The 26,737-nt window shown below is 41.6% G+C and carries 27 protein-coding genes; 22 read left to right on the top strand and 5 right to left on the bottom strand.

The window, feature by feature from the left end:
- Window positions 1–5: 5 nt before the first annotated feature.
- Genes GS399_RS17730 through GS399_RS17690 form a run of 9 tightly spaced genes read left to right on the top strand, consistent with a single transcriptional unit; the run spans window position 6 to window position 9,580 of the window.
- The gene (locus tag GS399_RS17730) at window positions 6–890 is read left to right on the top strand and encodes an aldo/keto reductase (RefSeq protein ID WP_160845996.1); all 885 of its coding nucleotides are present in this window, start codon (window positions 6–8) and stop codon (window positions 888–890) included.
- A complete protein-coding gene (locus tag GS399_RS17725; protein ID WP_160845995.1) occupies window positions 877–2,418 on the top strand; it encodes a GMC oxidoreductase in 1,542 nt (513 codons plus the stop codon). Before GS399_RS17730 ends, GS399_RS17725 begins: the two co-directional genes overlap by 14 nt.
- 51 nt (window positions 2,419–2,469) lie before the next feature.
- Window positions 2,470–3,534 carry an acyltransferase family protein gene (locus GS399_RS21125; RefSeq protein WP_160845994.1) on the top strand — a complete coding sequence of 355 codons (1,065 nt, stop codon included), beginning with the start codon at window positions 2,470–2,472 and terminating at the stop codon, window positions 3,532–3,534.
- A gap of 11 nt (window positions 3,535–3,545) precedes the next feature.
- Window positions 3,546–4,802 carry a glycosyltransferase family 4 protein gene (locus GS399_RS17715; RefSeq protein WP_160845993.1) on the top strand — a complete coding sequence of 419 codons (1,257 nt, stop codon included), beginning with the start codon at window positions 3,546–3,548 and terminating at the stop codon, window positions 4,800–4,802.
- Window positions 4,789–6,201, top strand: a complete 1,413-nt coding sequence (locus GS399_RS17710) for an exosortase Y-associated Wzy-like protein (RefSeq protein ID WP_160845992.1) — start codon at window positions 4,789–4,791, stop codon at window positions 6,199–6,201. Before GS399_RS17715 ends, GS399_RS17710 begins: the two co-directional genes overlap by 14 nt.
- A 40-nt stretch (window positions 6,202–6,241) precedes the next feature.
- Complete coding sequence (locus tag GS399_RS17705) at window positions 6,242–7,543, top strand: XrtY-associated glycosyltransferase XYAG1 (protein WP_160845991.1); 1,302 nt, start codon at window positions 6,242–6,244, stop codon at window positions 7,541–7,543.
- An 8-nt stretch (window positions 7,544–7,551) separates the two neighbouring features.
- A complete protein-coding gene (locus GS399_RS17700) occupies window positions 7,552–8,427 on the top strand; it encodes a glycosyltransferase family 2 protein (protein WP_160845990.1) in 876 nt (291 codons plus the stop codon).
- Window positions 8,414–8,974 (top strand): exosortase Y, encoded by a 561-nt coding sequence (gene xrtY, locus GS399_RS17695; protein ID WP_160845989.1) that lies wholly within the window; start codon window positions 8,414–8,416, stop codon window positions 8,972–8,974. Before GS399_RS17700 ends, xrtY begins: the two co-directional genes overlap by 14 nt.
- A gap of 24 nt (window positions 8,975–8,998) precedes the next feature.
- Window positions 8,999–9,580: a WcaF family extracellular polysaccharide biosynthesis acetyltransferase gene (locus GS399_RS17690; protein WP_160845988.1), complete on the top strand. Its 582-nt coding sequence runs from the start codon at window positions 8,999–9,001 to the stop codon at window positions 9,578–9,580.
- A 7-nt stretch (window positions 9,581–9,587) separates the two neighbouring features.
- Here the strand turns inward: GS399_RS17690 and GS399_RS17685 are convergent, their stop codons facing one another.
- A complete protein-coding gene (locus GS399_RS17685; RefSeq protein WP_160845987.1) occupies window positions 9,588–10,238 on the bottom strand; it encodes a class I SAM-dependent methyltransferase in 651 nt (216 codons plus the stop codon).
- Between the two features lie 266 nt (window positions 10,239–10,504).
- On the opposite strand from GS399_RS17685, the gene GS399_RS17680 reads away from it, so the two are divergent.
- From GS399_RS17680 to GS399_RS17665, 4 genes are all read left to right on the top strand, one after another.
- Complete coding sequence (locus GS399_RS17680; protein ID WP_160845986.1) at window positions 10,505–11,233, top strand: polysaccharide deacetylase family protein; 729 nt, start codon at window positions 10,505–10,507, stop codon at window positions 11,231–11,233.
- Between the two features lie 3 nt (window positions 11,234–11,236).
- A complete protein-coding gene (locus tag GS399_RS17675) occupies window positions 11,237–12,613 on the top strand; it encodes a glycosyltransferase family protein (RefSeq protein WP_160845985.1) in 1,377 nt (458 codons plus the stop codon).
- Window positions 12,614–12,691: 78 nt separating this feature from the next.
- Entirely contained in the window at window positions 12,692–13,267 is a 576-nt protein-coding gene (locus tag GS399_RS17670; RefSeq protein WP_160845984.1) for an O-methyltransferase, read from the top strand.
- Window positions 13,268–13,800: 533 nt separating this feature from the next.
- Window positions 13,801–14,358, top strand: coding sequence for a pentapeptide repeat-containing protein (locus tag GS399_RS17665; protein WP_160845983.1), 558 nt, complete (start codon window positions 13,801–13,803; stop codon window positions 14,356–14,358).
- A 150-nt stretch (window positions 14,359–14,508) separates the two neighbouring features.
- Here the strand turns inward: GS399_RS17665 and GS399_RS17660 are convergent, their stop codons facing one another.
- Window positions 14,509–15,531 carry a threonine aldolase family protein gene (locus GS399_RS17660; RefSeq protein ID WP_160845982.1) on the bottom strand — a complete coding sequence of 341 codons (1,023 nt, stop codon included), beginning with the start codon at window positions 15,529–15,531 and terminating at the stop codon, window positions 14,509–14,511.
- Window positions 15,532–15,672: 141 nt separating this feature from the next.
- Here GS399_RS17660 and GS399_RS17655 point away from each other — a divergent pair, with 141 nt between their 5' ends.
- On the top strand, window positions 15,673–16,533 hold the full coding sequence (locus tag GS399_RS17655) for an N-acetylglucosamine kinase (RefSeq protein WP_160845981.1): 861 nt from the start codon (window positions 15,673–15,675) through the stop codon (window positions 16,531–16,533).
- Between the two features lie 37 nt (window positions 16,534–16,570).
- On the opposite strand, the gene GS399_RS17650 is transcribed toward GS399_RS17655, so the two are convergent.
- Window positions 16,571–16,765 (bottom strand): hypothetical protein, encoded by a 195-nt coding sequence (locus GS399_RS17650; protein ID WP_160845980.1) that lies wholly within the window; start codon window positions 16,763–16,765, stop codon window positions 16,571–16,573.
- Window positions 16,766–16,813: 48 nt separating this feature from the next.
- Between GS399_RS17650 and GS399_RS17645 the strand changes: the two genes are divergently transcribed.
- Window positions 16,814–17,257, top strand: coding sequence for a transposase (locus GS399_RS17645; protein ID WP_202409499.1), 444 nt, complete (start codon window positions 16,814–16,816; stop codon window positions 17,255–17,257).
- Window positions 17,258–17,582: 325 nt separating this feature from the next.
- Here the strand turns inward: GS399_RS17645 and GS399_RS17640 are convergent, their stop codons facing one another.
- Entirely contained in the window at window positions 17,583–18,278 is a 696-nt protein-coding gene (locus GS399_RS17640) for an NUDIX hydrolase (protein WP_160845979.1), read from the bottom strand.
- A gap of 121 nt (window positions 18,279–18,399) precedes the next feature.
- On the opposite strand from GS399_RS17640, the gene pfkA reads away from it, so the two are divergent.
- The 7 genes from pfkA (at window position 18,400) to GS399_RS17605 (ending at window position 24,758) form a co-directional block, all read left to right on the top strand.
- Window positions 18,400–19,386: a 6-phosphofructokinase gene (gene pfkA / locus GS399_RS17635; RefSeq protein WP_160845978.1), complete on the top strand. Its 987-nt coding sequence runs from the start codon at window positions 18,400–18,402 to the stop codon at window positions 19,384–19,386.
- Entirely contained in the window at window positions 19,386–20,234 is an 849-nt protein-coding gene (locus GS399_RS17630) for a hypothetical protein (RefSeq protein ID WP_160845977.1), read from the top strand. The genes pfkA and GS399_RS17630 overlap by 1 nt, the downstream gene beginning before the upstream one ends.
- Window positions 20,235–20,240: 6 nt before the next feature.
- Window positions 20,241–21,236, top strand: coding sequence for a type I glyceraldehyde-3-phosphate dehydrogenase (gene gap, locus GS399_RS17625; RefSeq protein WP_160845976.1), 996 nt, complete (start codon window positions 20,241–20,243; stop codon window positions 21,234–21,236).
- Between the two features lie 311 nt (window positions 21,237–21,547).
- Window positions 21,548–22,693 (top strand): glycoside hydrolase family 5 protein, encoded by a 1,146-nt coding sequence (locus tag GS399_RS17620; RefSeq protein WP_160845975.1) that lies wholly within the window; start codon window positions 21,548–21,550, stop codon window positions 22,691–22,693.
- A gap of 88 nt (window positions 22,694–22,781) precedes the next feature.
- Complete coding sequence (locus GS399_RS17615) at window positions 22,782–23,567, top strand: DUF3050 domain-containing protein (RefSeq protein ID WP_160845974.1); 786 nt, start codon at window positions 22,782–22,784, stop codon at window positions 23,565–23,567.
- 70 nt (window positions 23,568–23,637) lie between these two features.
- Window positions 23,638–24,351, top strand: coding sequence for a CPBP family intramembrane glutamic endopeptidase (locus GS399_RS17610; RefSeq protein WP_160845973.1), 714 nt, complete (start codon window positions 23,638–23,640; stop codon window positions 24,349–24,351).
- Between the two features lie 11 nt (window positions 24,352–24,362).
- Window positions 24,363–24,758, top strand: a complete 396-nt coding sequence (locus tag GS399_RS17605; RefSeq protein ID WP_160845972.1) for a group III truncated hemoglobin — start codon at window positions 24,363–24,365, stop codon at window positions 24,756–24,758.
- 9 nt (window positions 24,759–24,767) lie between these two features.
- On the opposite strand, the gene glgB is transcribed toward GS399_RS17605, so the two are convergent.
- A complete protein-coding gene (gene glgB, locus GS399_RS17600) occupies window positions 24,768–26,708 on the bottom strand; it encodes a 1,4-alpha-glucan branching protein GlgB (protein WP_160845971.1) in 1,941 nt (646 codons plus the stop codon).
- Between the last annotated feature and the right edge of the window lie 29 nt (window positions 26,709–26,737).

Genomic DNA, 26,737 nt, shown 5'->3' with positions numbered 1-26,737 from the left:
CTTTTATGAGCGATTTAATCAACCAACACTTCGGTTTTGGTTGTGTAGCCTTGGCAAGCCAAAAAGATTTGCGCTCTGCGTTGACTATTTTGGATAAAGCCTATATCTCGGGGATACGTTATTTCGATACTGCACCGGTGTACAGTAAAGGATATTCTGAACGCATTCTTGGAACATTTATAAAAAACAAGCGCAGTGAAGTAATAGTAACGACAAAATTTGGTTTAAGCGAAATAAAGCCTTCGCGTTTGCCCCTCAATCTAATGCTTTGGCTTAAGTACAAATTGAAAGGAGTCAATCATGCGTCTGCCGGTAGTTTGGATCTGAAACCGGAACAACACGACCTCCTCCCGAGAATAATAGAACGTAAAGAAATAGAAAAGAGCTTTAAGCAAAGCCTTGAAAATCTTCAAACGGATTATATCGATTGTTTTTTACTCCATGAAGGACTGAGTGAATTTTTAACGGAAGATGCATTAGCTTTTTTAATTTCGCTAAAGGAAGACGGAAGAATTGCGAAACTTGGTTTAGCAACAAATTTCCATAATACAGCCAGAGAAAAGAATCTTAATATTTGGGATGTCATACAATATGAAAACAGCCCTCATGATACCAGGTCAGATGATTTTGTATTACAGCATCCTGACAAAACTCACATCTACCATAGCGTATTAAAAGGTTTATCTCAGATAAATACCAACGATAAATTTACCAAACCCGAGCTTGCCGGCATTATATTGTCGCACGAACACAGAAAAAATCCATCCGGAAAAATTCTGTTCTCTACCACATCGCCGATACACCTGGAAGAAAATCTAAAGCAATTGACACGGTTCGAAACCTGGAGCAAGGTTGATTTAAAACAAGAGATTGATTATGCCTTTTCATAGGTTTGAAGATTCGTTAACACTAAATATTCCCGAAAATTTCGACTATACAATAGTTGGCGCAGGCGCAGCAGGAATATTTTTAGCTGTAAACTTGTCCAACTCTGGATATAAAGTTCTCCTAATTGAAAGTGGATTGTTTGATTTAGAAGAACGTTATCAGGCGCTTAATGATGTAATCTCTACAGGTTTACCGATGGGAGGCATTAGCTGGGGTAGAAAACGTGCGGTAGGCGGAACAACATTGGCTTGGGGCGGTCAGTCGCTTCCTTTTTCCGCAATTGATTTCAGTCATCCATCTAGAGAAGATGTAGATTCCTGGCCAATTGAATTGGCAGATCTTGAACCACATTATAAAGCCGCGAATGCTTTTATGGGTATCCACGACAATGACTATTATGGGCCAGAAATTCTGTCAAGAATTAAATTGCGGGACCCTGGTTTTAATGACACCCTAATAAGCTATCATGTTTCTAAATGGGCCAAAGAACCCAACTTCAAAAAACTTTATCAAAAGCATCTTGAAAAGCATGTGTTTGTGTTGTACAATGCTACTGTATCTAATCTCTGTCATAGCGGAGAAAGCGTTCAAAAGATCGAACTCATAAACTTCGATGGATTCCGAAAGACGCTTGACGTTAAAAATCTAATTTTGGCAGGCGGAGCAGTAGAATGTAACCGGCTTTTGTTAAATCACTCTAATCTATTCGCTAAACATAATAATTTCCAGTTACTTGGAAAAGGTTTCATGGATCATCCATGCATTACTGTTGGTTATGTTGAAACAGAAAAACAATTCAAATTACAGCGGTATTTTAACACACATCATATTAATCATCAAAAAATATCGCTAAGATTAAGTCTGGCTGAGAAAACGAGATTAAAATCAAGCTTATTAAACTGCTCTGTAAGTATCTTGTTTAGTCCACCATCTGATTTTGATCTATATGAAAAGGTTAAAGCTCTTTTGAAGAAATTTGATCTAAAAAAAGCCTTATCACTGGTACCTTTTTTACCAAAATTTGCTTTAAGCGCATATGCTTATAGTTTACAATCTTTTTTCTATAAGATTAAAACTACTCCTGAAATTTCGCTGATGGTTGAACAGAATGCTATTGACACAAGCTATTTACGTTTAAGCGATATTTCTGATGAAATGGGATTGCCAAAATTGGAAGTACATTGGGACATTAGTAGACCTACCTGGAACACTGTTTTAGCTGCTACCTCAATTGTAAAGGAAGAATTAGAACGATTAGGCTTCGGAAAAGTAATTATAAGGCCGGAGATCGATCCTGATAATTCGGGATGGAAGTTGCTGCTTTCAGACGTAAACCATCATATGGGTGGTTGCAAGATGAGCAAAAAAGCTGAAAATGGCATTGTAGACCAGAATCTAAAAGTTTGGGATACTCAAAACTTATTTGTAGCGAGTACTGCTGTGTTTCCAACAGGTTCGCACTCTAATCCCACTCTCACCTTACTCGCATTATGCAATAGGTTGGCAGACCATCTTAAACAAAATAATTAAACAATAGCTTTAAAGAATTGATCAACACCAACCTAATCCCGTTACACGCTCATGCTACAAAGAAACCAAAGTCTTGATTTTTTAAGATTTATCGCCATTTTAATTGTATTATTAAGTCATTCGGATATTAAGTGCGAACGCCCTTATTATAACTTGATTAGCCCTGGGTATTTAGGTGTAGAATTATTCTTTGTGTTAAGTGGATTTTTGGTATCGGGCTTAATTATTAATGAGTATACCAAATACAAATCTTTTAATCCCAAACTTTTTTTGATCAGAAGGGGTTTTAAGATCTACCCTTCCTATTATATTTTCTTAACAATCGCCTGTGTATATCAATATTTTACACATCGTTTTTCCTGGAAAGGCATGCTTAGTGATGCTTTTTTCTTATCGAATTACACCTCTTATTCAAGTAGGGTCTGGTTTTGGTCGCTAAGTTTTGAAGAACATTTTTATATTTTGCTCTGCATATTGTCTGTGATTCTAATCTATTATAAAAAATTTGACTTTAAATGGATCTTAGTTATATACTCAGCATTGCTAATTTTTAGTATCTGTTTTAGGTTTTATAATTATACTCATTATCAAGAAGACTGGAAACGAGATTTTCAAATGACGCACGGGCGATTGGATTCAATATTTTTCGGTGTGGTAATTTATTTAAGCTTTTTCACTCAAAATAAACTTTTCAAGTTTTTGATGAGATATAAGAAAATCATCTTAACGACAAGTTTGCTGATAATTATTTCAAATTATATCTTCTTAAGAGATTACAGAATATTGAATTTGATTTATTTAAGCTTAAACTCAATAGCTTTTGGCTTTGTGATTCTGATTTTAATGAATGGAAAATATTTGGAACACAACAAAATGATTCGAAGATTAGCCTATCTGGGACAATTTTCATATTCAATCTATCTCATACATCCAGCGCTCGGCGTTATTGCACAACGTATCCATCTAATTTTTAAAAGCGAGATTTTGTACTTACCTATCTACCTTTTAATTTGTTTTATCACCGGTATTGCTTTTAGTAAAATCGTTGAATATCCATTTTTAAGTTTGAGAGATAGGTATTTCCCAAGCCGAAGTAAAATAACGTTGTCCAACTAGTTGATCGTAGGTTGAAGAAATTAGCAATAGTCACAACTCATCCAATTCAATACTACGCACCGGTATTCCGTTTTCTTGCTAAAAAAGCGAACATAAAGGTATTCTATACTTGGGGAGAAGAAGGCAATAAACCAAAGCACGATCCGGATTTCGGTAAAACCATTGCCTGGGATCTGCCTTTATTAGATGGCTATGCTTACGAGTTTTTAAAAAACACCGCAGCGGATCCGGGCAGCCACCATTTTAAGGGGATACAAAATCCGGAGATCATTCATCGGCTAAAAGATTTCAAACCCGATGCGATCCTTGTTTATGGCTGGAGTTATGCGTCCCATCTCAAAGTCATGCGATATTTTAAAGGAAAAGTCCCGGTTTGGTTTCGCGGCGATTCGACTTTACTGGATGAAAGCAGTGGGCTAAAAAATATCGCAAAAAGCCTTTTACTTCGCTGGGTGTACCAGCATGTAGATAAAGTATTTTATGTAGGTACCGCGAATAAAGCTTACTACCTGAAATACGGATTAAAGGAATCGCGGCTGGTTTTTGCTCCGCATGCCATCGACAATAATCGGTTTTCAAAGAACAGAAACGATGAAGCAAGAAAGCTTCGTGAAAACCTGGATATTAAAGAGGAAGACATTTTGATCCTGTTTGCCGGAAAACTCGAGCCAAAAAAAGATCCGGAATTGTTGATGGAAGCGTTCATTAAACTTGGGAATGGTAGTTTGTCTCCGCTTAGCATGACATTCACTTCGCGATTGATGGGTGCGACAAAAGAAATTGAGGTTGGCGCTTCGACTCCGCTCAGCGAGACAAGAAGTATTCGCCTGCTGTTTGTGGGTAATGGGATTTTAGAAGAAAGCTTAAAGCAGAAAGCAGCAAATAGCCCACAGAAATCAACTATACATTTCATGGATTTCCAAAACCAGACACAAATGCCCGTAGTTTACCAGGCCTGTGATCTTTTTTGCTTGCCGTCTAAGGGCCCGGGCGAAACATGGGGATTAGCTGTTAATGAGGCTATGGCGGCAGGGAAAGCGGTACTTGTATCCGATAAAGTCGGCTGTTCCGTTGATCTTGTGAAGAATGCCGAAAATGGATATATATTCAGGAATGGAGATTTGGCTGACCTCATAGATAAATTGGCTTTATTATCTAACAAGAAAGTGTTGCAACAAATGGGGCGCGTTTCAAATAAGATTATCGGCGACTGGAGTTTTAAAAAACAAGTACAAGTTTTCGTTAAAGAATTGAATGAACAAGGATAATAGCAATCCACTTAAGTATTTAATCCTGTACTTTCCATTTATATTGGCGCTGCTGCTTATGGATTTCCCAAATGCATCCTACCTGACAGCATGGATGGGATCTTTTTATATATTTTATATCTCGTTTACCGGTAAACTGAAAAAACTTCCAACTGACCTGCCTGCGGAACAGCAACTGTTAAGACCGTTTCTGTTAACGCATATTATATTTGCCGGGTACATGGCCTGCACCTCTATATTCTACTACATGAATACATTGGGCTACGAGTATTTTACCTATGTAGGTACAGAATATGATACAACGGGTGCGCTTGCAGACATTGCGCGCTGTCAACGTTACTACGTATTGGGGCATGCAGCGCTGGCGCACGGCCTTATCAGCGCGATGAGTTACCCAATAGAAAACAAATATTCTCTTCACGTCGATTCAATGAGCAATTTCCTGCTTAAAATGGCGTTGCTTAGCCTTCCTTTAAGTTATGTGTTCAGATCGGTGGGCGCCCTGTCACAGTTCAGTGTGCAGGCAACAGGTTTGAGTTTTGTAGCCGGCACATTATCGCTTGCTTACTCACTCCGAGAAAACCGAAAAGGAAATACGGTAGTCAGCGCCGGTTTGTTTGTTTTAAACTTCTTACAGGCCCTTATCTCTGGTTTTAAGGAACCAATCATTGTAAGCGTGTTACTACTAGGAATCTTTTTGATACCGCTTTACGGGAAAAAAGTATACCCTGTTTTCGGCGCCGCATTGATTGCGCTTTTTGTTGTGCTGCCAACATTCATAGCAGTTTTTCGTCAAAGCGCTTTTTCAGGTGAATCGTCACAGCTTGCAAGGGATAAGGCATTAGATGCCGTTTTTAACAATGAAAATTTGCAGCAAGATATCAGAAAAGATAACTGGGCTTTCCTGACCAGCCGTATCTCCGAAATCGAGATGTTTACTCAGTTTGCGAAATCCACACCTCAACAAGTCCCTTTTTATCACTTCAGCCTTTTAAAGCAATCAGCAGAAGCGATCATACCACGAGCTATATGGCTTTCTAAACCGGTTACAGAAGAACTCGTTATGCAACGCGTATATGCTGCCGGTGTTGTAAGCGAAGACGCTGTTGTTTCCGCAAAGCCAGCCTACATAGTTGATTGCTACCTATCCGGGGGCATGATCGGTGTATGGGTTGGACTTTTTTTATATGGGTTCCTTGCACAGAAGATATCTATTAAAGCCGAATCGATTTTCGGAGGATACTTTCTAGGTACGGCAGTAATGTTTACCGGCCTTTTTCAAATATTCTGGCGGGGCAATAGCTTTGAATTTATTTTTAACGCTATTTTCTGGAGTTATATTAGCATGTTCCTGGTATTTTACGCCCTCAAGTCTTTTGGCATCATTGTAAAAAGATAAGTTGATCTTTAATAACACACTGCCTGTCCTTGCACCATAAATGAAAATCTTCCAAATTTCCGCTTCCTACAAGCCTGCTTACATATATGGTGGGCCAACGATGTCGGTATCGAAATTATGTGAAGAGTTGGTTAAGGCTGGCACTTTGACTGCGCTCAGTGTGACATCCACCTTGACTCCCACGCCAGAGGACGAACAAGCGCTCAGTCCGGTGACGGTTGAGGTCCTGACCTCGACCGCAAACGGCCTGCAGGAGCTGAACGTTGAGCCAGGGAAAACCACATATGTAGATGGCGTTCCTGTTACCTATTTTAAACGCTTAACGAAAGACCATACGCATTTTAGCCCGGCTTTATATTGGGGTTTATGGAAGAAGCTTAAGCAACCCAAAATTTATAAAAAAAAGATTAGAGAGAGAGACTGCTTCATGCCTCGCAGTGACGGCACTCCGGCCAAACCGATCGTTCACATTCACGCTTGGTGGAACCTTGTTTCAATCTTCTCCTGTCTGATTGCGAAATGGAAAAATACGCCGGTTATTCTTAGTCCAAGAGGAACGTTAAGCGGATATTCATTCGGCAATCGCAACGCGGGCGTCAAGGATAACATCCACCGGTTTCTCGGGAAGACTTTACTTGAATACTGCCATTTTCATGTGACCAGTGAAAAGGAAAAAGGAGACATCCTGCATCTCGTAGAACATCCGAAAAGTATTACCATCATTCCGAACTTTGTTAAGATACCTCGTGTTCGAAACGAGCAAGTACCATCTATTAGTTATGAATCAGAGGAACAACCTTTAAGGCTATTATTTCTTTCACGCATAGAAGAAAAAAAAGGGCTTGATCTATTGTTTGATGCTCTTAGCGAACTGCAAATCAGCTGGATTCTTACTGTCGCGGGCTCAGGAGATGAGAGCTACGTTGAGACATTAAAAAGCAAGAGTAAATCATCAGGTCTCGAACCGCGTATCCATTGGATAGGTCAGGTTGATCAGGATGAGAAATGGGACATACTTAAAAATCATGACCTATTAATACTGCCCTCCTACGACGAAAACTTCGCGAATGTGGTCATCGAAAGCCTTGCGATGGGCACAGCTGTATTAGTGAGCAATCGGGTGGGTCTATCCGACTATGTGAAAGAAAATGACTTCGGATGGGTCAGTTCAGTCAACGTTCAAAATATTCGTGAGACGCTTTTAGATGTCAATAAAAATCGTGAGAAACTTCAAGAAATTCGGAAAGCGGCGCCATCAAAAATCAAGTCAGATTTTGAAGAAAAAGCATTAACCAGCAAATATCTTCAACTGTATAATTCGGTTAACAATTACGCGCAGTAAATATCCCGATGAATCTACACTTTTCCTTCGTTATATTAACCTTCAACGAACAGCTTCACCTCCCCCGCCTCCTTAAATCGATCAAAGGGCTGGAAGCTCACGTTTATATACTCGATTCTGGCAGCACCGATGAAACATTAACTATATGTGAAGAGTACGGAGCGCAAGTCGCTTATCATCCTTTTGAAAATCATCCCAAGCAGTGGGCCGCGGCATTGAAACAGTTTAATATTGAAACGCCATGGACAATCGGTTTGGATGCGGATCAGATCGTTACACCAGAACTATTTGAACGGCTGCAAAATTTCAATGACGCTGATTACAGGGATACAGACGGCATTTACTTCAACCGTAAAAACTTCTTTAAGGGGAAATGGCTGCGGTTCGGAGGTTATTACCCAAAATATCTTTTGAAGATGTTTCGTACCGGTGTCGGCAAATCCGACCTGAACGAAAACATGGATCACCGGTTTATTGTGCCGGGGAAAACTGTGACCTGGAAAGACGGGCATATCCTGGAAGAAAACCTGAAGGAGAACGAGATCAGTTTCTGGATCTCTAAACACAACCGCTACAGCGACCTGGTAGCCCATGAAGAAATCGAGCGAATGAACGCCGTTCGGGCGCAATCGGTTAAGCGAAATTTGTTTGGCAACCCGGATGAACGCATCGCTTTTCTTAAAAATATCTGGTGGAAGCTCCCCCTGTATGTCCGCCCGTTTTTTTACCTGTTCTACAGGATGATCATTAAACTTGGCATACTTGATGGTAAGAATGGCGTGTTATTTCATTTCCTGCAAGGCTTCTGGTTTCGGCTTATCGTGGATGTGAAGATTGATGAGCTGTTAAATAAAAAGAGTCATATTGACGATGTTAAGAAATAAGTGGTTCAAGGATCCTGCAACCCGCTTTGCTGTTTTATTCCTGATACTGTTTGCCGGATTATACTGGTTCAACCTGTTATATATCGGAATCACGGCAAAAGGAGGATTATATTTTCCTTTTCTAGATGAGCACCTGAACTATATCCGTTGGTTCAGACATATTCTGCTGTTTTTATCTGCTAAGATACTCAGCCTATTGGGTTATTCGTCGATGACGACAGATACAGTTCTGAGTGTTCCCGGACATGGAGGAATTATTCTCATTTATTCATGCCTTGGTTACGGGGTTATGAGTTTTTTTACCGCGTTTGTGCTGGCCTGGCCAAAGCCGTTTAAAGATAAGTGGCTGTTTCTTGTACTTGGATTGATCCTGATCCAGGTTTTGAATATTATTCGTTTTGTGCTTTTGTCGCTTTACTGGAACAAGGTTTCGCTGGGGATGGACCATCATACGCTGTTTAATATCGTGCTTTATGTGATTTTGCTTGGGGTGATGTATTGGTGGATCGTGAGGAAGGATGCGCGGATTAAAAAGACGGTGGAGTAAGAAACGAAGAACTGGGAATTGGAAATGGAGAATAGAAACGAAACGGACCTGAATAAAGTTCAATTACGAAAAGATTTCGAAACCGGTGATTACGACCGGGGAGCATCATCCGTCAAAATATTCTTATGGTATCTTGTTAGTGTGGTTTTTATACGCTCGGGTATTATTCCATTCAGCGTGATTATTGAAGCAATACTAAAACTTTTCGGCGCGAAGATCGGCCGGGACGTACGTATAAAACCCGGTATTTATATCAAGGCACCGTGGAAATTGAGCATTGATGATCATTCGTGGCTTGCCGACTGCTATATCGAGAACCTGGCATATGTCCGCATCGGAAAGAATGTCTGTGTTTCCCAGGATGCTATGCTCTTAACTGGAAATCATAACTATAAATCTGTCAATTTCGATCTGATCACAAAGGAAATCGTTTTAGAAGAAGGGTCCTGGATCGGAGCCCGCGCGGTTGTTTGTCCGGGGGTCACGGCCGGATCACACTCGATCTTAACTGTCGGCTCTATTGCTACTAAGAACCTGGACGCTTTCGGGATATACCAGGGCAATCCTGCGGTGAGAGTCAGGGAGAGAGTTTTGAGTAGTAAGTAGTAAGTGGTTAGTAGTTAGTATCAGGCGGTTGAGGCTTCAGAACTTTGACATACCATTTCTGGCCATTGCTATTTATAATCTCTTTTTCGTCTAATAAAGTGTAACTTTTTTCAAGCTGCTCCCAGATGATGGAATGATTTGAAAAATCACACATTGATATTATAAAAACGCCATTAGCATTCAGATTACTAGCTTCACATTCTTTCAATTTAGCCAAAGGCCTGTTGAAATAATAGAGCGTTTCATTGAAAATAATGACATCCGCTGTTTCATTGAGCCGCTGATGTTCAAAGTCGGCTTGCCGGAAGAAAACTCCAGGATATTGTTTTTGAGCCGCTGATACTGCATTCTGAGATATATCGATACCAATATATTTTTCCGCTAAAAGATCTTTTTCCAGGTAATTGTAAAGAACGCCTTTTCCACATCCTATATCCAACACATTTCCAGAGTCCCCATATTTCCTATAAAACTCAACGATCTGCAGGTAGTGTCTCGCTTCTTCAGGATCATTCAGATAATCCCAGGCTGTTCCCGCAAATTGCTTTTCCCAGATACTGCGGGACACCCTGTTCCCGAATCCCATTTTACCCAGTACCAGCCTATGCAATAATGAACGAATTTTACCTAAAGACCTATCGATAAACAGTTGTTTCATAGCCGTTAAAAATAATATAAAAGCCCTTAACCAAGGTAATGTCTTTCCGAAATCGGCTTAATTCCTAAACCGGGAATCCAAATCCACAAAACGCGCACTATTCTCCCTTTCACCCGCTATCGTGCAAGCGGACTCTTTTAGCGTAACAATATTTTGACCCTTTAATTTTGGCGGGGGAAATTTCTATACGATAATATTAGGTAAAACATCGGCCCTTGGGGATGAAATCTCAGGCCTGGTTTAGTCGCCCGCTTCAATTCTGTTTTATGAACATTCCAATTCTGATGCTGCATCATGTAGGTAAAAATCCCGATCCATCGGGAAAACTCATGTGCATTGATAATGCAAAATTCAAACTACTGCTCGACTGCATTGAAAGCCAGGGCTATACAACTATCGTTTTTGAAGATCTTATTCGTAAAAACGCCGATAACGCCATATTAAAAAAATCCGTTATAATTAGTTTTGACGACTGCAGCGCAGCCTTATTTGATTTTGCGATTCCCGAATTAATAAGACGCAAAATGCGGGGAGTATTTTACATGCCTGTGTTCCACATGGGCAACAATAACTCCTGGGATATCGACGAGTTCAATACAGCCGAAGTGAAGCTCATGGACCAGGGACAGTTAGAAACGCTTGCAAAGGCGGGGATGGAAATTGGCAGTCATTCTTATCATCATATCCGGCTTGCGGAGGAAAGCGAAGTTAAATGTCTTGAGGAACTTGTCACTTCTAAAACTATACTTGAAGGCATTTTACAAAAACCGGTTTATTCAATAGCGTATCCTTACTCGTCGGTGCCGCAAAATTATCGCAAGCTAATGAAGTCGGCAGGTTATTTGTATGGTTTGTGCATCTACCGGGCGTTTCAAAACCGTTACACGCTTAGACGTATAGGAATACATCAATCGGATACTAAAGAGTCGATGATAAGGAAATTATCAAAAACCTATTCGTGGTTCAGATGCTTTTATGATGCTATAAAGAGATAGAATTTGAAGAAGCTTTTAATCATCACACCACACTTTGCCCCCATCAATGCTCCCGACATGCATCGTGTCCGCATGAGTTTACCTTATTACAGGGATAAAGGCTGGGAACCGGTGATTATGTGTGTTGACGAAAAATATGTGTCGGGTTACCGTGACAACCTTCTTGAAAATACCATTCCGGAAAATATCCGAATAATTAAAGTGAAGGCCTTGCCATCAAAACTCACGCGTTTAATCGGCCTGGGAAGTCTCGCACTGAGATCTCTTTATTATTTTAAAAGAGCCGGAGATAAGTTATTAAAAACAGAACAGTTTGATCTCATACTATTTTCTACATCGCTGTTCCAGGTTTGCACATTAGGGCGCCATTGGAAAAAACAGTATGGAGTTCCTTTTATCCTTGACATGCAGGATCCGTGGAGAAATGATTTCCATTTGAACAAGCCTAAAAGTAACAGGCCTGCAAAATTCTGGTTTTCCTATAAATTGGATAAGTTTCTTGAAGCGTATACCGCGCCTCATCTTGACGGAATATTGTCTGTATCGCAGGCTTATATCGATACGCTTAACGAGCGTTACCCGGAAACCGCAGGAAAGCCCAACCTCCTTCTGCCTTTCGGAGCATCGCGAAATGACTTTAAGGTGGTGAGTGACGAAAACGTTCCTTATTCGATTATCGATAAAACGAAGGGCAAAATCAATGTGGTTTATATTGGTGTTCTTAATCAATATTTTCTACCGGTTATCCAGGCGTTTTTCTTCGCGTTCATTAAGTCCATTGAAAATCACGACGAGTATCATTTTTACTTTATTGGCACCAGTTATAGCCAAGGAGCCAGCCTAAAGCCGGTTCAGACGTTAGCAAGGAAGTTAGGCATTGAAAAAAATGTAACTGAAATTCCGCAACGCATACCTTATCTTTCTGCACTTTCTACTTTACAGAATGCCGATATCTTGTTTATTCCCGGCTCCATAGATATCGATTATAACGCTTCGAAGATCTACAATAATATATTTTCGGGTACACCAATATTTTCAGTCTTCAGCAACAAAAGCCTTGTTAAAAAGATCATTGAAGAAAGTAAAGCCGGAATAGTTGTCGGCATCGACAAGTCTGACTCACTTGGCGATATGACTCATAAAATCATCAGCCGTATGGATGGTTTCAAAACACTTCATTTAAAGCGAAACGTTATACCCGAGTCCATCCTTGCCAACTATGACAGTAAAGAGATGGTGGACAAGCAAACGGCTCTTTTCCATAAAGTTATAAAAGTATCAAAACAACAAGCGCGAGGCTCTAATCACGTTGAAAGTTATATTGTAAAAACAGTTTTGGCATTTATCCTTATTTACAGCTTTGTAAAAACGATCATTTAAAATCTTAATTGATCCGTCTTTAGCTTATCAATATTTTCACGGAAGTTTTATACTTTAGGACACAGAAGATCAATTACCATGAATGATTTACCGGCCGTATCACCGAAGATTTTAAAAGAAATCCAGCGCAGATCATCAGAATTAAATTTCTCCATGCCTTCCGACCTTCAAACAGGAAGCCTTTTACGAACCCTGGCAGCGTCGAAACCTGGAGGGTCAATACTTGAAATCGGCACCGGCACCGGACTTTCACTTAGCTGGCTCATTGAGGGAATGGACCAGGATTCAACGATCATTTCCATTGACAATAGTCCGGAGTTCCAGCAGGTAGCGCAGGACATGTTTGCGGACGATCATCGCCTGACATTTGTCTGTGAAGACGCAAAAAACTGGATCCTTAACAACCAGGACAAACGTTTCGACCTGATATTCGCTGATGCCTGGCCGGGAAAGTATGAAATCCTGGAGGAGACGCTTAGTCTTTTAAAAAAGGGCGGCCTATACATTATAGATGATATGCTGCCTCAGCCAAACTGGCCGGCAGGCCATGATGAGAATGCGGAACAACTTGTTGAAAAGCTGGCTGCAATCCAAGGCATTCAACAAACCAGGTTGAACTGGTCGACAGGGCTGATTGTTATCAGTAAAGTATAATCTACCGAGGGGTAAGTAACTGCTGAGGTATTAAATCTTGTGAAATAGCTTTATGACCGCAAAGAAAGTTATGACTAGTTTGGAAGCAAGCGCAAATACCAAATGGTGCGTGCGGACACGCACCATGGCAATAGCATCCTAAGATCAACCTGAATTACGTTACTTGATGGTGCGTGCGGACACACCATGGCGACAGATTTGAGGGACCGCTCTACGCCGCGAGGCACCCACTTTTATTCAGGTTATTAATTGTTTTTCAAAGGCTTTCATGAGCTCCCTTTGGTCGGTTTCCTTGACGAAAAAGTGGGCAAAAAGTCAAGAAAAGAAATAAGCTTCAGCCGCAAAGTCAAACGCGTGGCCCGCATTTCTTTTCGACCCACCGCTCGCCGGATTTCATGCCGACCTGCAAAATGCCAACAAACTTTATCCGTGTATCCATAATGCCAAAAATTTGCCTGCCTACTGGTCAAGCAGGTAGGCCGTCAGCGAGCTATCAACGGATTGTAAAGCATAATTTATCACCAGAGAACAGTATGGAATCTTTTGAAAACAAAACTTATACAGGCAATTCAAAACCGCTGGTTAAGGGAGAATATGAAAAATGCAGGTTCGACGGTTGCCAGCTAAGCAATTATGACCTGTCGGGTTTCTATTTTACTGATTGCATATTCGAAAACTGCGACCTGAGCATGGCTAAACTAAGGGGTGCCGCGTTCAGGGAAGTAAGCTTTAAAAATTGCAAGCTTCTCGGCCTGCATTTTCAACATTGCCATACTTTCCTTCTTTCATTTATGTTCAGCAATTGCATGCTAAGCTATTCCTCGTTTTATAGACTTAAACTAAAAAACACTTCGTTCAATGACTGCAAACTGGTCGACGTGGATTTTTCAGAAAGCGACATGAGCGGTTCGATATTCGGAAACTGCGATCTTTCGGGAGCAATTTTTGACCAGTCTGTTCTGGACGGCTGTGATTTCCGGAGCGCAGTACATTTCTCGATCGATCCGGGTAAAAATTCTATAACGAAGGCCAGGTTTTCAAATAATAACCTTTCGGGATTGCTTGACACGTTTAATATTTTGATCGACTGAAGAAGTGATGCATCGATAATTATCGGGCCGCAAACCCAGTTATGCACTTTTCGGGAAACGAATCCGATAGAAATTAAAACGATTTACAGATGCCGGACCGCGTCCGGCAAAACGAATGTACATAAGGATCGATAAGGATTGCTTACCATACTAAACATCTATCTTTTTTAGCACATTTATTACCTGGTCGATCATTTCGCTGTTTACATCCAGATGCGTTACAAAACGAATCATCTGATGGCCAAACGTGTTACATTTTACATTTTGCTCATTCAGTTTGATCACGAATTCTTCAGCCGGGAACGTATCATCCAATTCGAAAATGACGATGTTCGTATCCACCGGCATTACTGATTTAATAAAAGGCAATCCGGTAAGGACCTCGCCCAGCATTTTAGCATGCCGGTGATCTTCTTTGAGTCTGTCGATATGATTGTCTAAAGCATAAATTCCCGCTGCAGCCAGAAACCCGGCCTGGCGCATGCCTCCGCCCAATACTTTTCGTACTCTCCGGGCATATTTTATCGTTTCCTTACTTCCTAACAGCAACGAGCCTACCGGAGCGCCGAGCCCTTTCGAAAGGCAGATAGAAATCCCATCAAATAGTTTACCGTATTCTTTAGGATCGTCATTTGTCTCAACCAATGCATTAAAAAGTCGCGCGCCATCGAGATGCAGTTTCAAGCCTTCGGCTTTGCACAGATCAGCGACAGGCTTTATTTGTCCGATGGTATAAATACTGCCGCCGCCCCGGTTAACCGTATTTTCAAGGACCACCAGGCTCGACTTTGGATGATGCACATTATCCGGGTTGATATGAGATTTGATAAGTTCAGGATTAAGCCTTCCGCGATCACCATTAAGCAGCCGCACGGAAGCTGAAGAGTTGAAAGCGATCCCGCCTCCCTCATACCGATATACATGAGCGGTTTCATCTGCAATCACTTCGTCAAGCGGCTGTGTGAAGCATTTAATAGCAATCTGATTGGTCATTGTTCCGGAAGGACAGAACATAGCGGAGTCCATTCCAAACATGCTCGCCGCTTTATCCTCCAGCGCATTAACTGCCTCATCTTCCCCGAAAACATCGTCGCCTACCTTCGCCGAAAACATCGCATCGAGCATGCCACTGGTTGGCCTTGTCACCGTATCGCTTCGTAAATCAATGATCATTTTATAAAGTTTTCAGAAATAATTTTAGCTTTACAATTATAAATAACACGGCACCAATTAACCGTAACATTTTTGACTTATATTACTTAGTGTTATTTGTACAATTAGCTTTAATTTTTACCTTCGCAAAAATTTTTAGATATGATCCTCATTGCTGATGGCGGCTCAACCAAAACTAACTGGTGCCTGCTAAATGATAACGGACAAAAAGATTACTTCAACACAGAAGGCTATAATCCCTTTTTCGTTAGTACCGAATACATCATCGATTCGTTAAGAAAAAACCTGCCACAGGATATCGAATCGTCAAAAGTAACAGAAGTAAACTTTTACGGCGCCGGCGTTCACAATGAGGAGAAAGCTCATATCATTGAAAAGGCACTGAAAGTAATCTTCCCAGCCAGCAAAGTTTTCGTAAGCCACGACTTACTTGCAGCAGCGCGCGCACTTCTTGGAAAAGAAAAAGGATTCGCGGCGATCTTAGGAACCGGAACCAATACCTGCGTTTACGACGGTGAAGATATCGCTCATAATATCGACTCGGCATCATACATTTTAGGTGATGAAGGAAGCGGCTGTTACATTGGCAAGAAACTTCTGACAGATTACCTTCGTGGTTATATGCCTGAGCCTGTTCGTCAGAATTTCTGGGAAACATATAAGCTTACTCCTGATGAAGTAAACGACCGGGTTTATACCCAGCCGCTCGCAAACCGCTTTTGCGCAAGCTTCAGCAAATTTGCTTATGATAACAATGTTCATATCGAATATACCCGCAACGTTGTAAAATCATCTTTTGAAGATTTTTTCAGAAACCTCGTAAGTCATTATCCAAACTACCAAAGCTATACTTTTAACTGTATTGGTTCTGTTGGATATAACTTCCGCAATATTTTACAGGAGGTAGCGGAAGAGTATGGCATGCAAATAGGGAAGATCATGCGTTCGCCGATCGACGACTTGGTTCAGTTCCACGTTGACGAAGCCCTGGCGAAACAATAAACATACTATCAAAAGTAAAAAAGCCCTTTCATGATAATTATGAAAGGGCTTTTTTGTGGATGCTTAAGCTGACGCGATAAGGGCGGATTAAAAATCCGCTTTCTATATCAGGATTACAAACCTGATGAGCGTCTAGTAAATATTTGTGCTTGCCGAGATTTGCAATCTTGGCACATTTAAAAGCGGATTTGTAATCCGCAATGTCCACCGCACTTCCTTTATGGGTTTCCAAAAGTTTAAAGACCTTTTTGAAATATCGACTTTATCCGATCTTAATAGCATGGGGATCAATAACAAAATCAACCAAGGCTATTTGTACTTCTTAACACTGACCGTTATTGACTGGGTTGATGTATTTACCAGACCAGTTTATAAGCATATAATCGTTGATGCACTAAAGCATTGTCAACAAATTAAGGGACTTGAAATTTACGCATGGTGTTTAATGAGTAACCATTTGCATTTTATTGCAGGAGTAAAAGAAGACAATGAATTTACGTTGTCTGATATCCTTCGTGACTTTAAAAAAATTACAAACAAAAAAATAATTGAGAAGATAAATACAGAAACTGAAAGCCGGAAAAAATGGATGCTGAACCAATTTGAGTTCGCAGGGCGATACAATCCAAAAATTAAAGATTATAAATTCTGGCAAGACGGCAATGAGGCTAAAGAAATTCATACTCCTGAATTTTGCAGCAAAAGATCGACTATATCCATATGAACCCGGTTACTGCCGAATACGTGGACAAACCACACCATTATCGCTACAGTTCAGCTATAGATTACGCCGAAGGTAAGGGATTGCTTGATGTAGTCTTAGTTTAATGGATATTAGCGGGATAATGTGTAGACGGAAATCGGGATAATGCCTGATATTGTCGGGGGATGATTGCGGGATTTATGCTTGTCGGGATTTGTAATCCCGGCACATTCAAGAGCGGATTTTTAATCCGCATAAAAAATCAATCTTGTATGCGGATTAAAAATCTGCGGTTATTACATCGGGATTGCAAATCCCGACGAGCAGCGGTCATCCGATCACTACACTACCTGCTAAACGACAGCTCCTTCTGAAACAACTTCATATATTTCTTGCGGTCGAATTTATACAGCTTAGCCGCCCTGTATGATACTCCACGCTGTTTCTCGTTGAGCTCCCGTAAAATTCCATAGTTAAGCATCTTTTTACGGAAGTTGCGTTTATCGAGCTTCTTGTTTAAAATCACTTCATACAAATGCTGCAACTGCGTAAGCGTGAATTTTTCGGGCAGCAGTTCAAAAGCAATCGGCTGATAGCTGATCTTCCTCCTAACCTTTTCCAGGCTTTTCTTAAATATCTGGGAGTGATCGTATGCGAGTTCCGGCAATTCATTTACAGGTGCCCAAAATGCTTTACGTGCGTAATTTGTAACGGGCTTCAGGTCCTTTTGCCCGTTAAGCCGGATCATCGCGTAATAAGCCACCGTGATCACACGCCCATTAGGGTGGCGGTGTACATCTCCGAACGTGTAGAGTTGCTCCATATAAATATCTCGCAGGCCTGTCAGTTCATAAAGAATACGCTCAGCAGCATGGTCAATGCCCTCGTCCTGTCCTACATAGTAACCAGGCAATGCCCACCAGTTCTTATAAGGCTCTTCATTTCTCTCGATCATGAGGATTTTAAGTTCACCCTCATCAAAGCCGAAAATGACACAATCTATCGTAAATACGGAATCTATTTTATGCAGGACTTCTATCACCAGTATTCTTTAAAATGTTAAATATAGTGATTAGGCATAGTTGGAAAAAATTATTGAAAAATATTCCCTTAGTGTAAAAATTACACACTATATTCGTAGTCTAAATAAACCTCAAACACACGTGACAGCCATAAAAAAAATAGGAGTTTATACATCGGGGGGCGACGCTCCGGGAATGAATGCTGCCATAAGGGCCGTTGTTCGTACCGGTATTTACATGGGCAAGGAAATGGTGGGCATCATGCAGGGTTACCAAGGCATGATGGAAAAGAACTTTATTGATATGGGTGCCCGTTCAGTTTGCAATATTATCCAGAAAGGCGGAACGGTTTTAAAAACCGCGCGCTGTATGGAGTTCCGCACGCCTGAGGGACGGAAGCTTGCTTACGAAAACTTAAAAGAAAAGGGCATCGATGCACTTGTTGCCATTGGCGGCGACGGTACATTCACAGGAGCCGAGCTATTATCAAAAGAATACAATATTCCGGTTATCGGAATACCAGGAACGATAGACAACGACCTATCCGGCACTGATTATACGATCGGTTATGATACCGCGAATAATACGGTAATTGAAGCGATTGATAAAATCCGTGATACGGCGGCTTCGCATGACCGCCTGTTCTTCGTTGAAGTGATGGGGCGCGATTCGGGCTGTATTGCTTTACAAGCCGGAATCGCCGGAGGCGCGGAGGCAGTATTGCTACCGGAAAAAGATACCGGCATCGACGACCTGATCGGTAAACTTGAGCAGGGTGTTGATTGTAATAAAACTTCCAGTATTGTTATTATCGCTGAAGGCGATAAGAACGGCGGCGCTTATAACGTAGCCAAACACGTTAAAGAAAAATTAGGCGACAGCTTTGATATTAAAGTAACCATTCTCGGACACCTGCAACGCGGGGGCAGTCCAACCAGTTTTGACAGAGTACTGGCGAGCCGTATGGGCTACGCGGCTGTTAACGCACTTCTGGTTGGTGAAACCAGGAAAATGACTGGCCTGAAGGGCAACGAAATCGTATTAACAAACCTCGAAATTGCTATTAATCACAGTGAATTCAAGCTGGAAGAAGACCTGCTTGAAATGTCACATGTGCTTACTATTTGATGATAGCGGTTGTTTATAGCGGATCTAGATATGCAACCTGGGAACTGGCTGACAGAGGCAAGCTTGTTTCTGAATTCAGAACAGTTGGCATTAATCCTTATTTCGACAACGAGCAGCTAATTATCAGTTTAATGAATAAAACCAACGAGCTGATAACACATGCAGAGCGTATCAAAAGAATCTATTTTTTTGGTGCAGGCGCATCATCCAAAGAGCGCAGACAGGTAATCGCCAATGCGTTAAAAACGTTTTTCAGAAACGCCAAAGTGAGCATTCAGCATGACCTGAAAGCCGCTGCGCTGGCAACTTGCGGAGACACTACCGGCATTGTAGGCATTATCGGCAGTGGCTCAAATGCTGCATATTATGACGGAAAAAAGATAGAAAAAAACAACTACGGCCTGGGTTTTGTGCTTAGTGATGAGGGTTCGTCGAACTGGTTAGGACGTAAATTGCTTAAGAATTTTCTGACTCAAACCATGCCAATGGACTTCCGGGAGAAATTTCATCAAAAATATGGGCTTGACCGCAAGCAAATTTTAGAAAAAGTGTACCGAAATCCTCAGCCTGTGTTATTTTTGAGCTCTTTTTCAGGCTTCCTGAGAGATAACAAAGACAATAAGTATGTAAGACAGATTGTCACAGAGGGCTTTAACTCTTTTCTGAACAAATGTATTGTTCCATTAAGTGAAAAGCACCCGGGCGAAAAAATACATTTTGCAGGAACAGTAGCTTTTACTTTTGAAAATCTGCTGAAGGACACCGCGCAAAAGCATGGACTTCAGGTTTCAACGGTATTAAAAGCACCTATTAACAACGTTTTAAATTATTACATCAATAAAAATTAATCAGATATGAAAATTGGAATCAACGGTTTCGGCCGTATCGGACGCCTGGCTTTCAGAGCTGCCATCGAAAGAAGTGATATCGAAGTGGTAGGAATCAACGACTTGGTTGATCCGGAATATATGGCATATATGCTAAAATACGATTCAACTCATGGCATTTTTAAAGGCGAAGTGAGCGTTGACGGCGGACATTTGGTTGTTAACGGAAAAAACATCCGCGTTACTGCAGAAAAAGATCCGGCTAACCTTAAATGGAATGAAGTTGGTGCCGAAGTTGTAATCGAATCAACAGGCTTATTCCTTACACAGGCCGATGCTCAAAAACACATTGATGCCGGTGCTAAAAAAGTTGTTATGTCAGCTCCCGCGAAAGATGATACTCCTACTTTCGTGATGGGTGTTAACCACAAAGAACTGAAAGCCGATCAGCATATCGTATCAAACGCTTCATGCACTACAAACTGTTTAGCTCCGGTAGCTAAAGTATTGAACGATAAATGGGGAATTGCTGAAGGTTTAATGAGTACCATCCACGCCGTTACCGCTACGCAAAAAACAGTTGACGGCCCATCTCACAAAGACTGGAGAGGCGGGCGCGGTGCTTACCAGAACATTATCCCTTCCTCGACAGGTGCCGCTAAAGCAGTAGGCCTGGTAATCCCTGAACTGAAAGGCAAACTTACAGGCATGTCATTCCGTGTACCGGTTCCTGACGTTTCTGTGGTAGATTTAACAGCGCGTTTAGCGAAACCTGCTACTTACGAAGAAATCAAAGCAGCAATGAAAGAAGCTTCAGAAGGCGAAATGAAAGGCATTTTGGGATACACTGAAGACGAAGTGGTTTCCCAGGATTTCCTTGGTGATGCACGTACTTCCATCTTCGACGCGAAAGCTGGTATTGCTATCAGCGACACTTTCGTGAAAGTTGTTTCATGGTACGATAACGAGTGGGGTTATTCAAACAAACTGATCGACCTGGTTCAGCTGGTTGGATCTAAATAATTTAACAATTAACAAACGTGAGTAATTATAAACGACTAATGGATCAGTGAGGCTTATGGAAATATAAGTTTAATTTACTATCAAATGTAGCCCTGCTTTTCATTCATACTGCACAGGCATTAGCCACATGCCGGTATCCATTTCAATCAGGTTTATAATCAGCGTTCAAACATAAAGACCTTGCCTTGCGGTAAGGTTTTTTTGTTTATCTTTTCTTTGAATCTTCGCATGTTCTGATAAAATCGTATTGCAGGCATAACCATTTCCTGAGTAAATTGGCTTAACCAATCATTCTAAACCAATACGATGTTATGCAACGCAGAAACTTTATTAAAACAGCAGGCTTGGTTTCGCTTGCCGCAGGCTTATCCGAACTAACATACGGAACAGAGAATTTTTTGCTTCCTCCGCAAAATCCGCTGCCTGCATGGAAAGGGTTTAACCTGCTGGATTACTTCTCCCCTAACGTGCCCTCAGGAAAACAAAAAACTACCGCAGAACACTTAAAATGGATGCAGGATTGGGGATTTGATTTTGTTCGTATACCAATTGCTTATCCCTGCTATTTGAAATTTGACCGCAGCAGGAACATTACCGCCGAAGAGGTTTACCATATTGATGAACAAGTTGTCGACCAGATAAGCGAACTGGTTACCACGGCTCAAAAATACGGTATGCATGTAAGCCTGAATCTTCATCGTGCACCCGGATATTGCATTAACGCAGGCTTCCATGAGCCTTATAACCTGTGGACAGACGAAGAAGCTCAGAAAGCCTTTTACTATCACTGGACAATGTGGGCAAAGCGATTCAAGAACGTCTCAGATAAGAAGATAAGTTTTGATTTACTGAATGAACCAAGCATGCGCGAAGATATGAACGATCAGCATTCAAAGCAGAGTGCAGTACCTGGCGACATATACCGAAAAGTTGCCAAAGCAGCTGCAGAGGCTATCAGAAAAGAAAATCCAAAGCACCTGGTGATAGCAGACGGGAATAATGTAGGTAACTCAGTAATTCCGGAAATCGTCGATCTGAATATCGCGCAAAGCTGCAGGGGATATTACCCTCACGCAATATCACACTATAAAGCGCCCTGGGCGAATAAAGATATTGACAACCTGCCGTTGCCCAAATGGCCGGGACAAGTGGGCGACAAATACTTAAGCCGACAGATGCTGGAAGAATATTATCAGCCATGGATTAATCTTTCGAAGCAGGGCGTCGGCGTACATTGCGGTGAATGCGGGTGCTGGAATAAAACACCACATGATGTTTTCATTGCCTGGTTCAGTGACGTAACTGATATTCTGTCTAAGAATAAAATCGGTTTCGCAATATGGAATTTTATCGGCGATTTTGGGGTATTGGATTCGGGAAGAAGCGATGTAGATTACGAAAACTGGTACGGGCACAAGCTTGACAGGACATTTCTAAACCTGCTCACCAAAGCCTGACGGCAGATTGTTTGCTACATAAATATGACCGAAATCTTCCTTACGTAATGCCACGAGTGCTTTATTTTTGCAGGATAATTGCAAGGAAATGACGTCAGAACATATCAGCAGACTTAAACACGAGATTGAACCATTAAGACAGCAGCTAATTAATCACCCGGTTTATTCATCGATAAAAACGGTGGCGGATCTGCAGATTTTCATGGAGCATCACATTTTTGCTGTTTGGGATTTCATGTCGCTATTGAAAACGTTACAACGAGAACTTACCTGCGTTAATGTTCCCTGGATACCGGTCGGTGATGCTGAAACCCGTTACCTGATCAACGAGATAGTTGCAGGGGAGGAAAGCGATATCGATGAGGAAGGAAACCGAAGCAGTCATTTCGAACTTTATATCAAGGCGATGGAACAGGCCGGCGCATCAGTAAACACAATTAACCAGTTTATCGATAGTCTGAAAAATGGACAATCCGTAGCGGAAGCTCTTACAGCTTGCTTAGTTCCGGAACACACGGCGGCTTTCGTTAATAAGACCTTTGAAATCATTTCAACTAAAAAAGTTCATATACAAGCTGCTGCTTTCACTTTCGGACGTGAAGACCTGATTCCGGGTATGTTCATATCATTTGTAAATAAGCTAAGCCGGCAGTCGGACGACGTTAATATTTTAAATTACTACCTGCATCGTCATATCGAAGTTGACGGCGACCATCACTCACATCTTGGTTACCGGATGACCGAAAAACTCTGCGGTCAGGACGGAAATAAATGGAACGAGGCTATAAAGTATGTAAAAGAATCCCTGCAGGCCCGGATTGAACTCTGGAATGCCATTTATCATTCCGTTTGCCAGGAGTCGATAGCAAATTAATTTTTCAAACCGCTGAAGACTTGTGAGAGAAGTTGTAGATTTAGTAACCAACTGACGATAAACAAGTTAAATGAAACAGTTAGAAAACTTTAAAGCTATCATCTACCATTTGTATCCCGGCTTACTGATCACTGCCGGGTTTGTCATTTTTGCCCCGCTCGCGATTAAGTACGGGTTTCCGCCTCAATTTGGAATGCTGTTATCCATTATCGTGGTCGCCGTTCCAATCCTGTTTTTTCATATGCGGGCGGCAAAGCGGTTAGAAGAAAAATCCCATATATCCGACCTCAATGGTTTTAAAGAAAAGCTGCCGTTAGTGAGATTGATTTTATATTCTTCAGGACTGGTGATTTTCGCTTTTATTATTTGGGGAATAACTCAGCGTGTAAGCAATCTGATTACCGCCAAACTTTCAAACTGGCTTCCTTCATGGTATACGGTCCAGGATTTCCACGGCTACTCTCATGATAAGATCGTTGTTACGCTGATATTTAATTTAGTGCTGAACGGCTTTATGGCACCCTATATCGAAGAATTATATTTCCGAGGCTATCTGCTCCCGCGGATGCAAGGTTTTGGAAAATATGCTTTCCTGGTAAACTGTTTACTTTTTTCGCTTTACCATTTCTGGCAGCCCTATATTTACCTGACGTTGTTTCTGGCACTGTTACCAATGATCTATCTTGTCGTTAAAACCCGCGACCTGCGGCTTTCAATACTCACTCACTCGCTGCTGAACCTGATCGGCGCCATTTTATCATTTGGAATGGTGGCAAAACATTAAAGCACTCATTGATGAAGCATGACCTAAAGACAATCGAAGACATAAAAATCCTAATCGATTCCTTTTATACAAAGGTTCAGGCGGATGAAACACTAGGCCCTGTTTTCAATAAGGCCGAAAATTTCAACTGGGATACTCACATTCCCATAATGTACAATTTTTGGGAAACGCTTCTATTTGCCAAAACAGGTTACAAAGGCAATCCAGTACGTACGCATATTGAGCTGAACCGGCGCGTCCCACTTACCGATAGCCATTTCTCACGATGGAAAGAATTGTTTTTCATGACACTTGATGAGCTTTTTTCCGGTCCAAAAGTAAATGAAGCAAAAGCGAAGGTCGAATCTATGGAGGTGTTAATGAAGATCAAGATAAAGGCCAGCGAAAACCCCGGGTTCATACTTTGATTCGTGAACTCAGGCCTTTTTTAATATAATCCCTCCCAAAGGCGGCAAATTAACTGTCATGGAATGAACCTTATTCATCCAGGGAATACTGTCGGCAGCCGACGATTCTTTCAGATCGGCCCCACTGCCGTAATATTTCTTATCATCGCTGTTAAAAATCACCTTCCAGTTTCCACCTGATGGCAAGCCAAAGCGATAGTCAGCCCTCACAACAGGCGTCATGTTTAAAACAATAACCAGTTCGTCCGACTCTTCGTTACCTTTCCTCGCGTAAACCAGGACAGAATTTTCAGCGTCATTTACATCAAGCCATTCAAAGCCATCTGCAGAAAATGACCGCTCGTATAAGGCGGGCTCTGTACGATACAATTTATTTAACCCTTTTACCAGTTCCTGGATTCCAAGGTGCGGCTCAAATTCAAGCAAATGCCAGTCGAGAGAATTGGAGAAATTCCATTCACTGCTCTGCCCGAATTCATCGCCCATAAAAAGCAACTTTGTTCCGGGATGGGTGAACATGTAGCTAAACAGCAACCTTAAATTGGCGTACTGTTGCCATTCATCCCCTGGCATTTTATAAAGAAGTGATTTTTTCCCATGCACCACTTCGTCATGGGACAAAGGGAGCATGAAATTTTCTGTAAACGCGTAAACGGTACTGAAAGTAATGCTGCGGTGATGGTATTTCCGGTGCAGCGGATCTTCGCTGAAATAGTCCAGGGTATCATTCATCCAACCCATCATCCACTTCATGCCAAAGCCCAACCCGCTCTGGAACGTTGGTTTGCTTACCCCTCCCCATGCCGTCGACTCTTCGGCAATAGTCTGCACATCAGGGAAATTACCATAAACGGCTATATTCAACTCCTTCAAAAAGCTTATTGCTTCCAGGTTTTCACGTCCTCCATATTCGTTAGGTATCCACTCCCCTTCTTTACGCGAGTAGTCGAGATATAACATGGAAGCCACGGCATCTACCCTCAAACCGTCAGTATGATAACGATCCAGCCAGAAAAGTGCATTGCTGATAAGAAAAGACCGCACTTCGCTGCGTCCGTAATTAAAGATATATGATTTCCAATCGGGGTGGAATCCCTTACGAACATCAGCATGTTCATAAAGATGTGTACCATCAAAGTTATACAAGCCGTGCGCGTCTCCAGGAAAATGCGACGGCACCCAGTCCATAATTACGCCGATACCGTTTAAATGGAACTGTTCAATGAGGTACATCAGATCCTGCGGACTACCGTAACGGGCAGATGCCGCAAAATACCCTGTTATCTGGTAACCCCAGGAAGGGTAATACGGATGTTCCATTAATGGCAGAAATTCGACGTGTGTAAAACCCATTTCCTTTACATACGGAACGAGTTTATCCGCCATTAAGCGATAACTAAAAAACTGGTCAGGCGATTCAGGACTACGTGCCCAAGAACCAAAATGCACCTCATAAACGGAAAAAGGCTTGTTCAGCGCGTTAACTTCATAACGCGTGTCCATCCATTCTTTATCCTTCCACTCATACCATGTATCCCAAACAATTGATGCAGTAGCAGGAGCCTCCTCCCACTTCAAAGCGAAAGGATCACCTTTTTCGTGGCCAGTGCCATCAAAGGAAGTAATATAATATTTATAAACTTCGCCGTTTCCTACATTCGGCACGAACCCTTCCCAAATACCCGATCCATCCCAACGGACAAATAACTGGTGTTCAGCCTTATTCCAACCGTTGAAATTGCCCATCACGGAAACGATTTTCGCATTGGGCGCCCATACGGCAAAATACGTACCCGTTACACCTTCATGCGCAATTACATGCGATCCAAACTTTTCATAAAGTTTAAAATGCTTGCCGCTTTTAAACAAGTCGACATCAAAATCGCTGAAGCGTGAAACCGGCTCAACAGGTTTGGAGGCCTTTACAGCCTGGTTTTTTTTAAGGTTCATTTAGAGGTTTTACTGGCTATTAATGGAAT

Source organism: Hufsiella arboris, assembly GCF_009834875.1.
Lineage (GTDB): Bacteria > Bacteroidota > Bacteroidia > Sphingobacteriales > Sphingobacteriaceae > Hufsiella_A > Hufsiella_A arboris.
The sequence above is the reverse complement of the archived record's forward strand: the minus strand, read 5'-3'. Positions and strand labels throughout refer to the sequence as shown.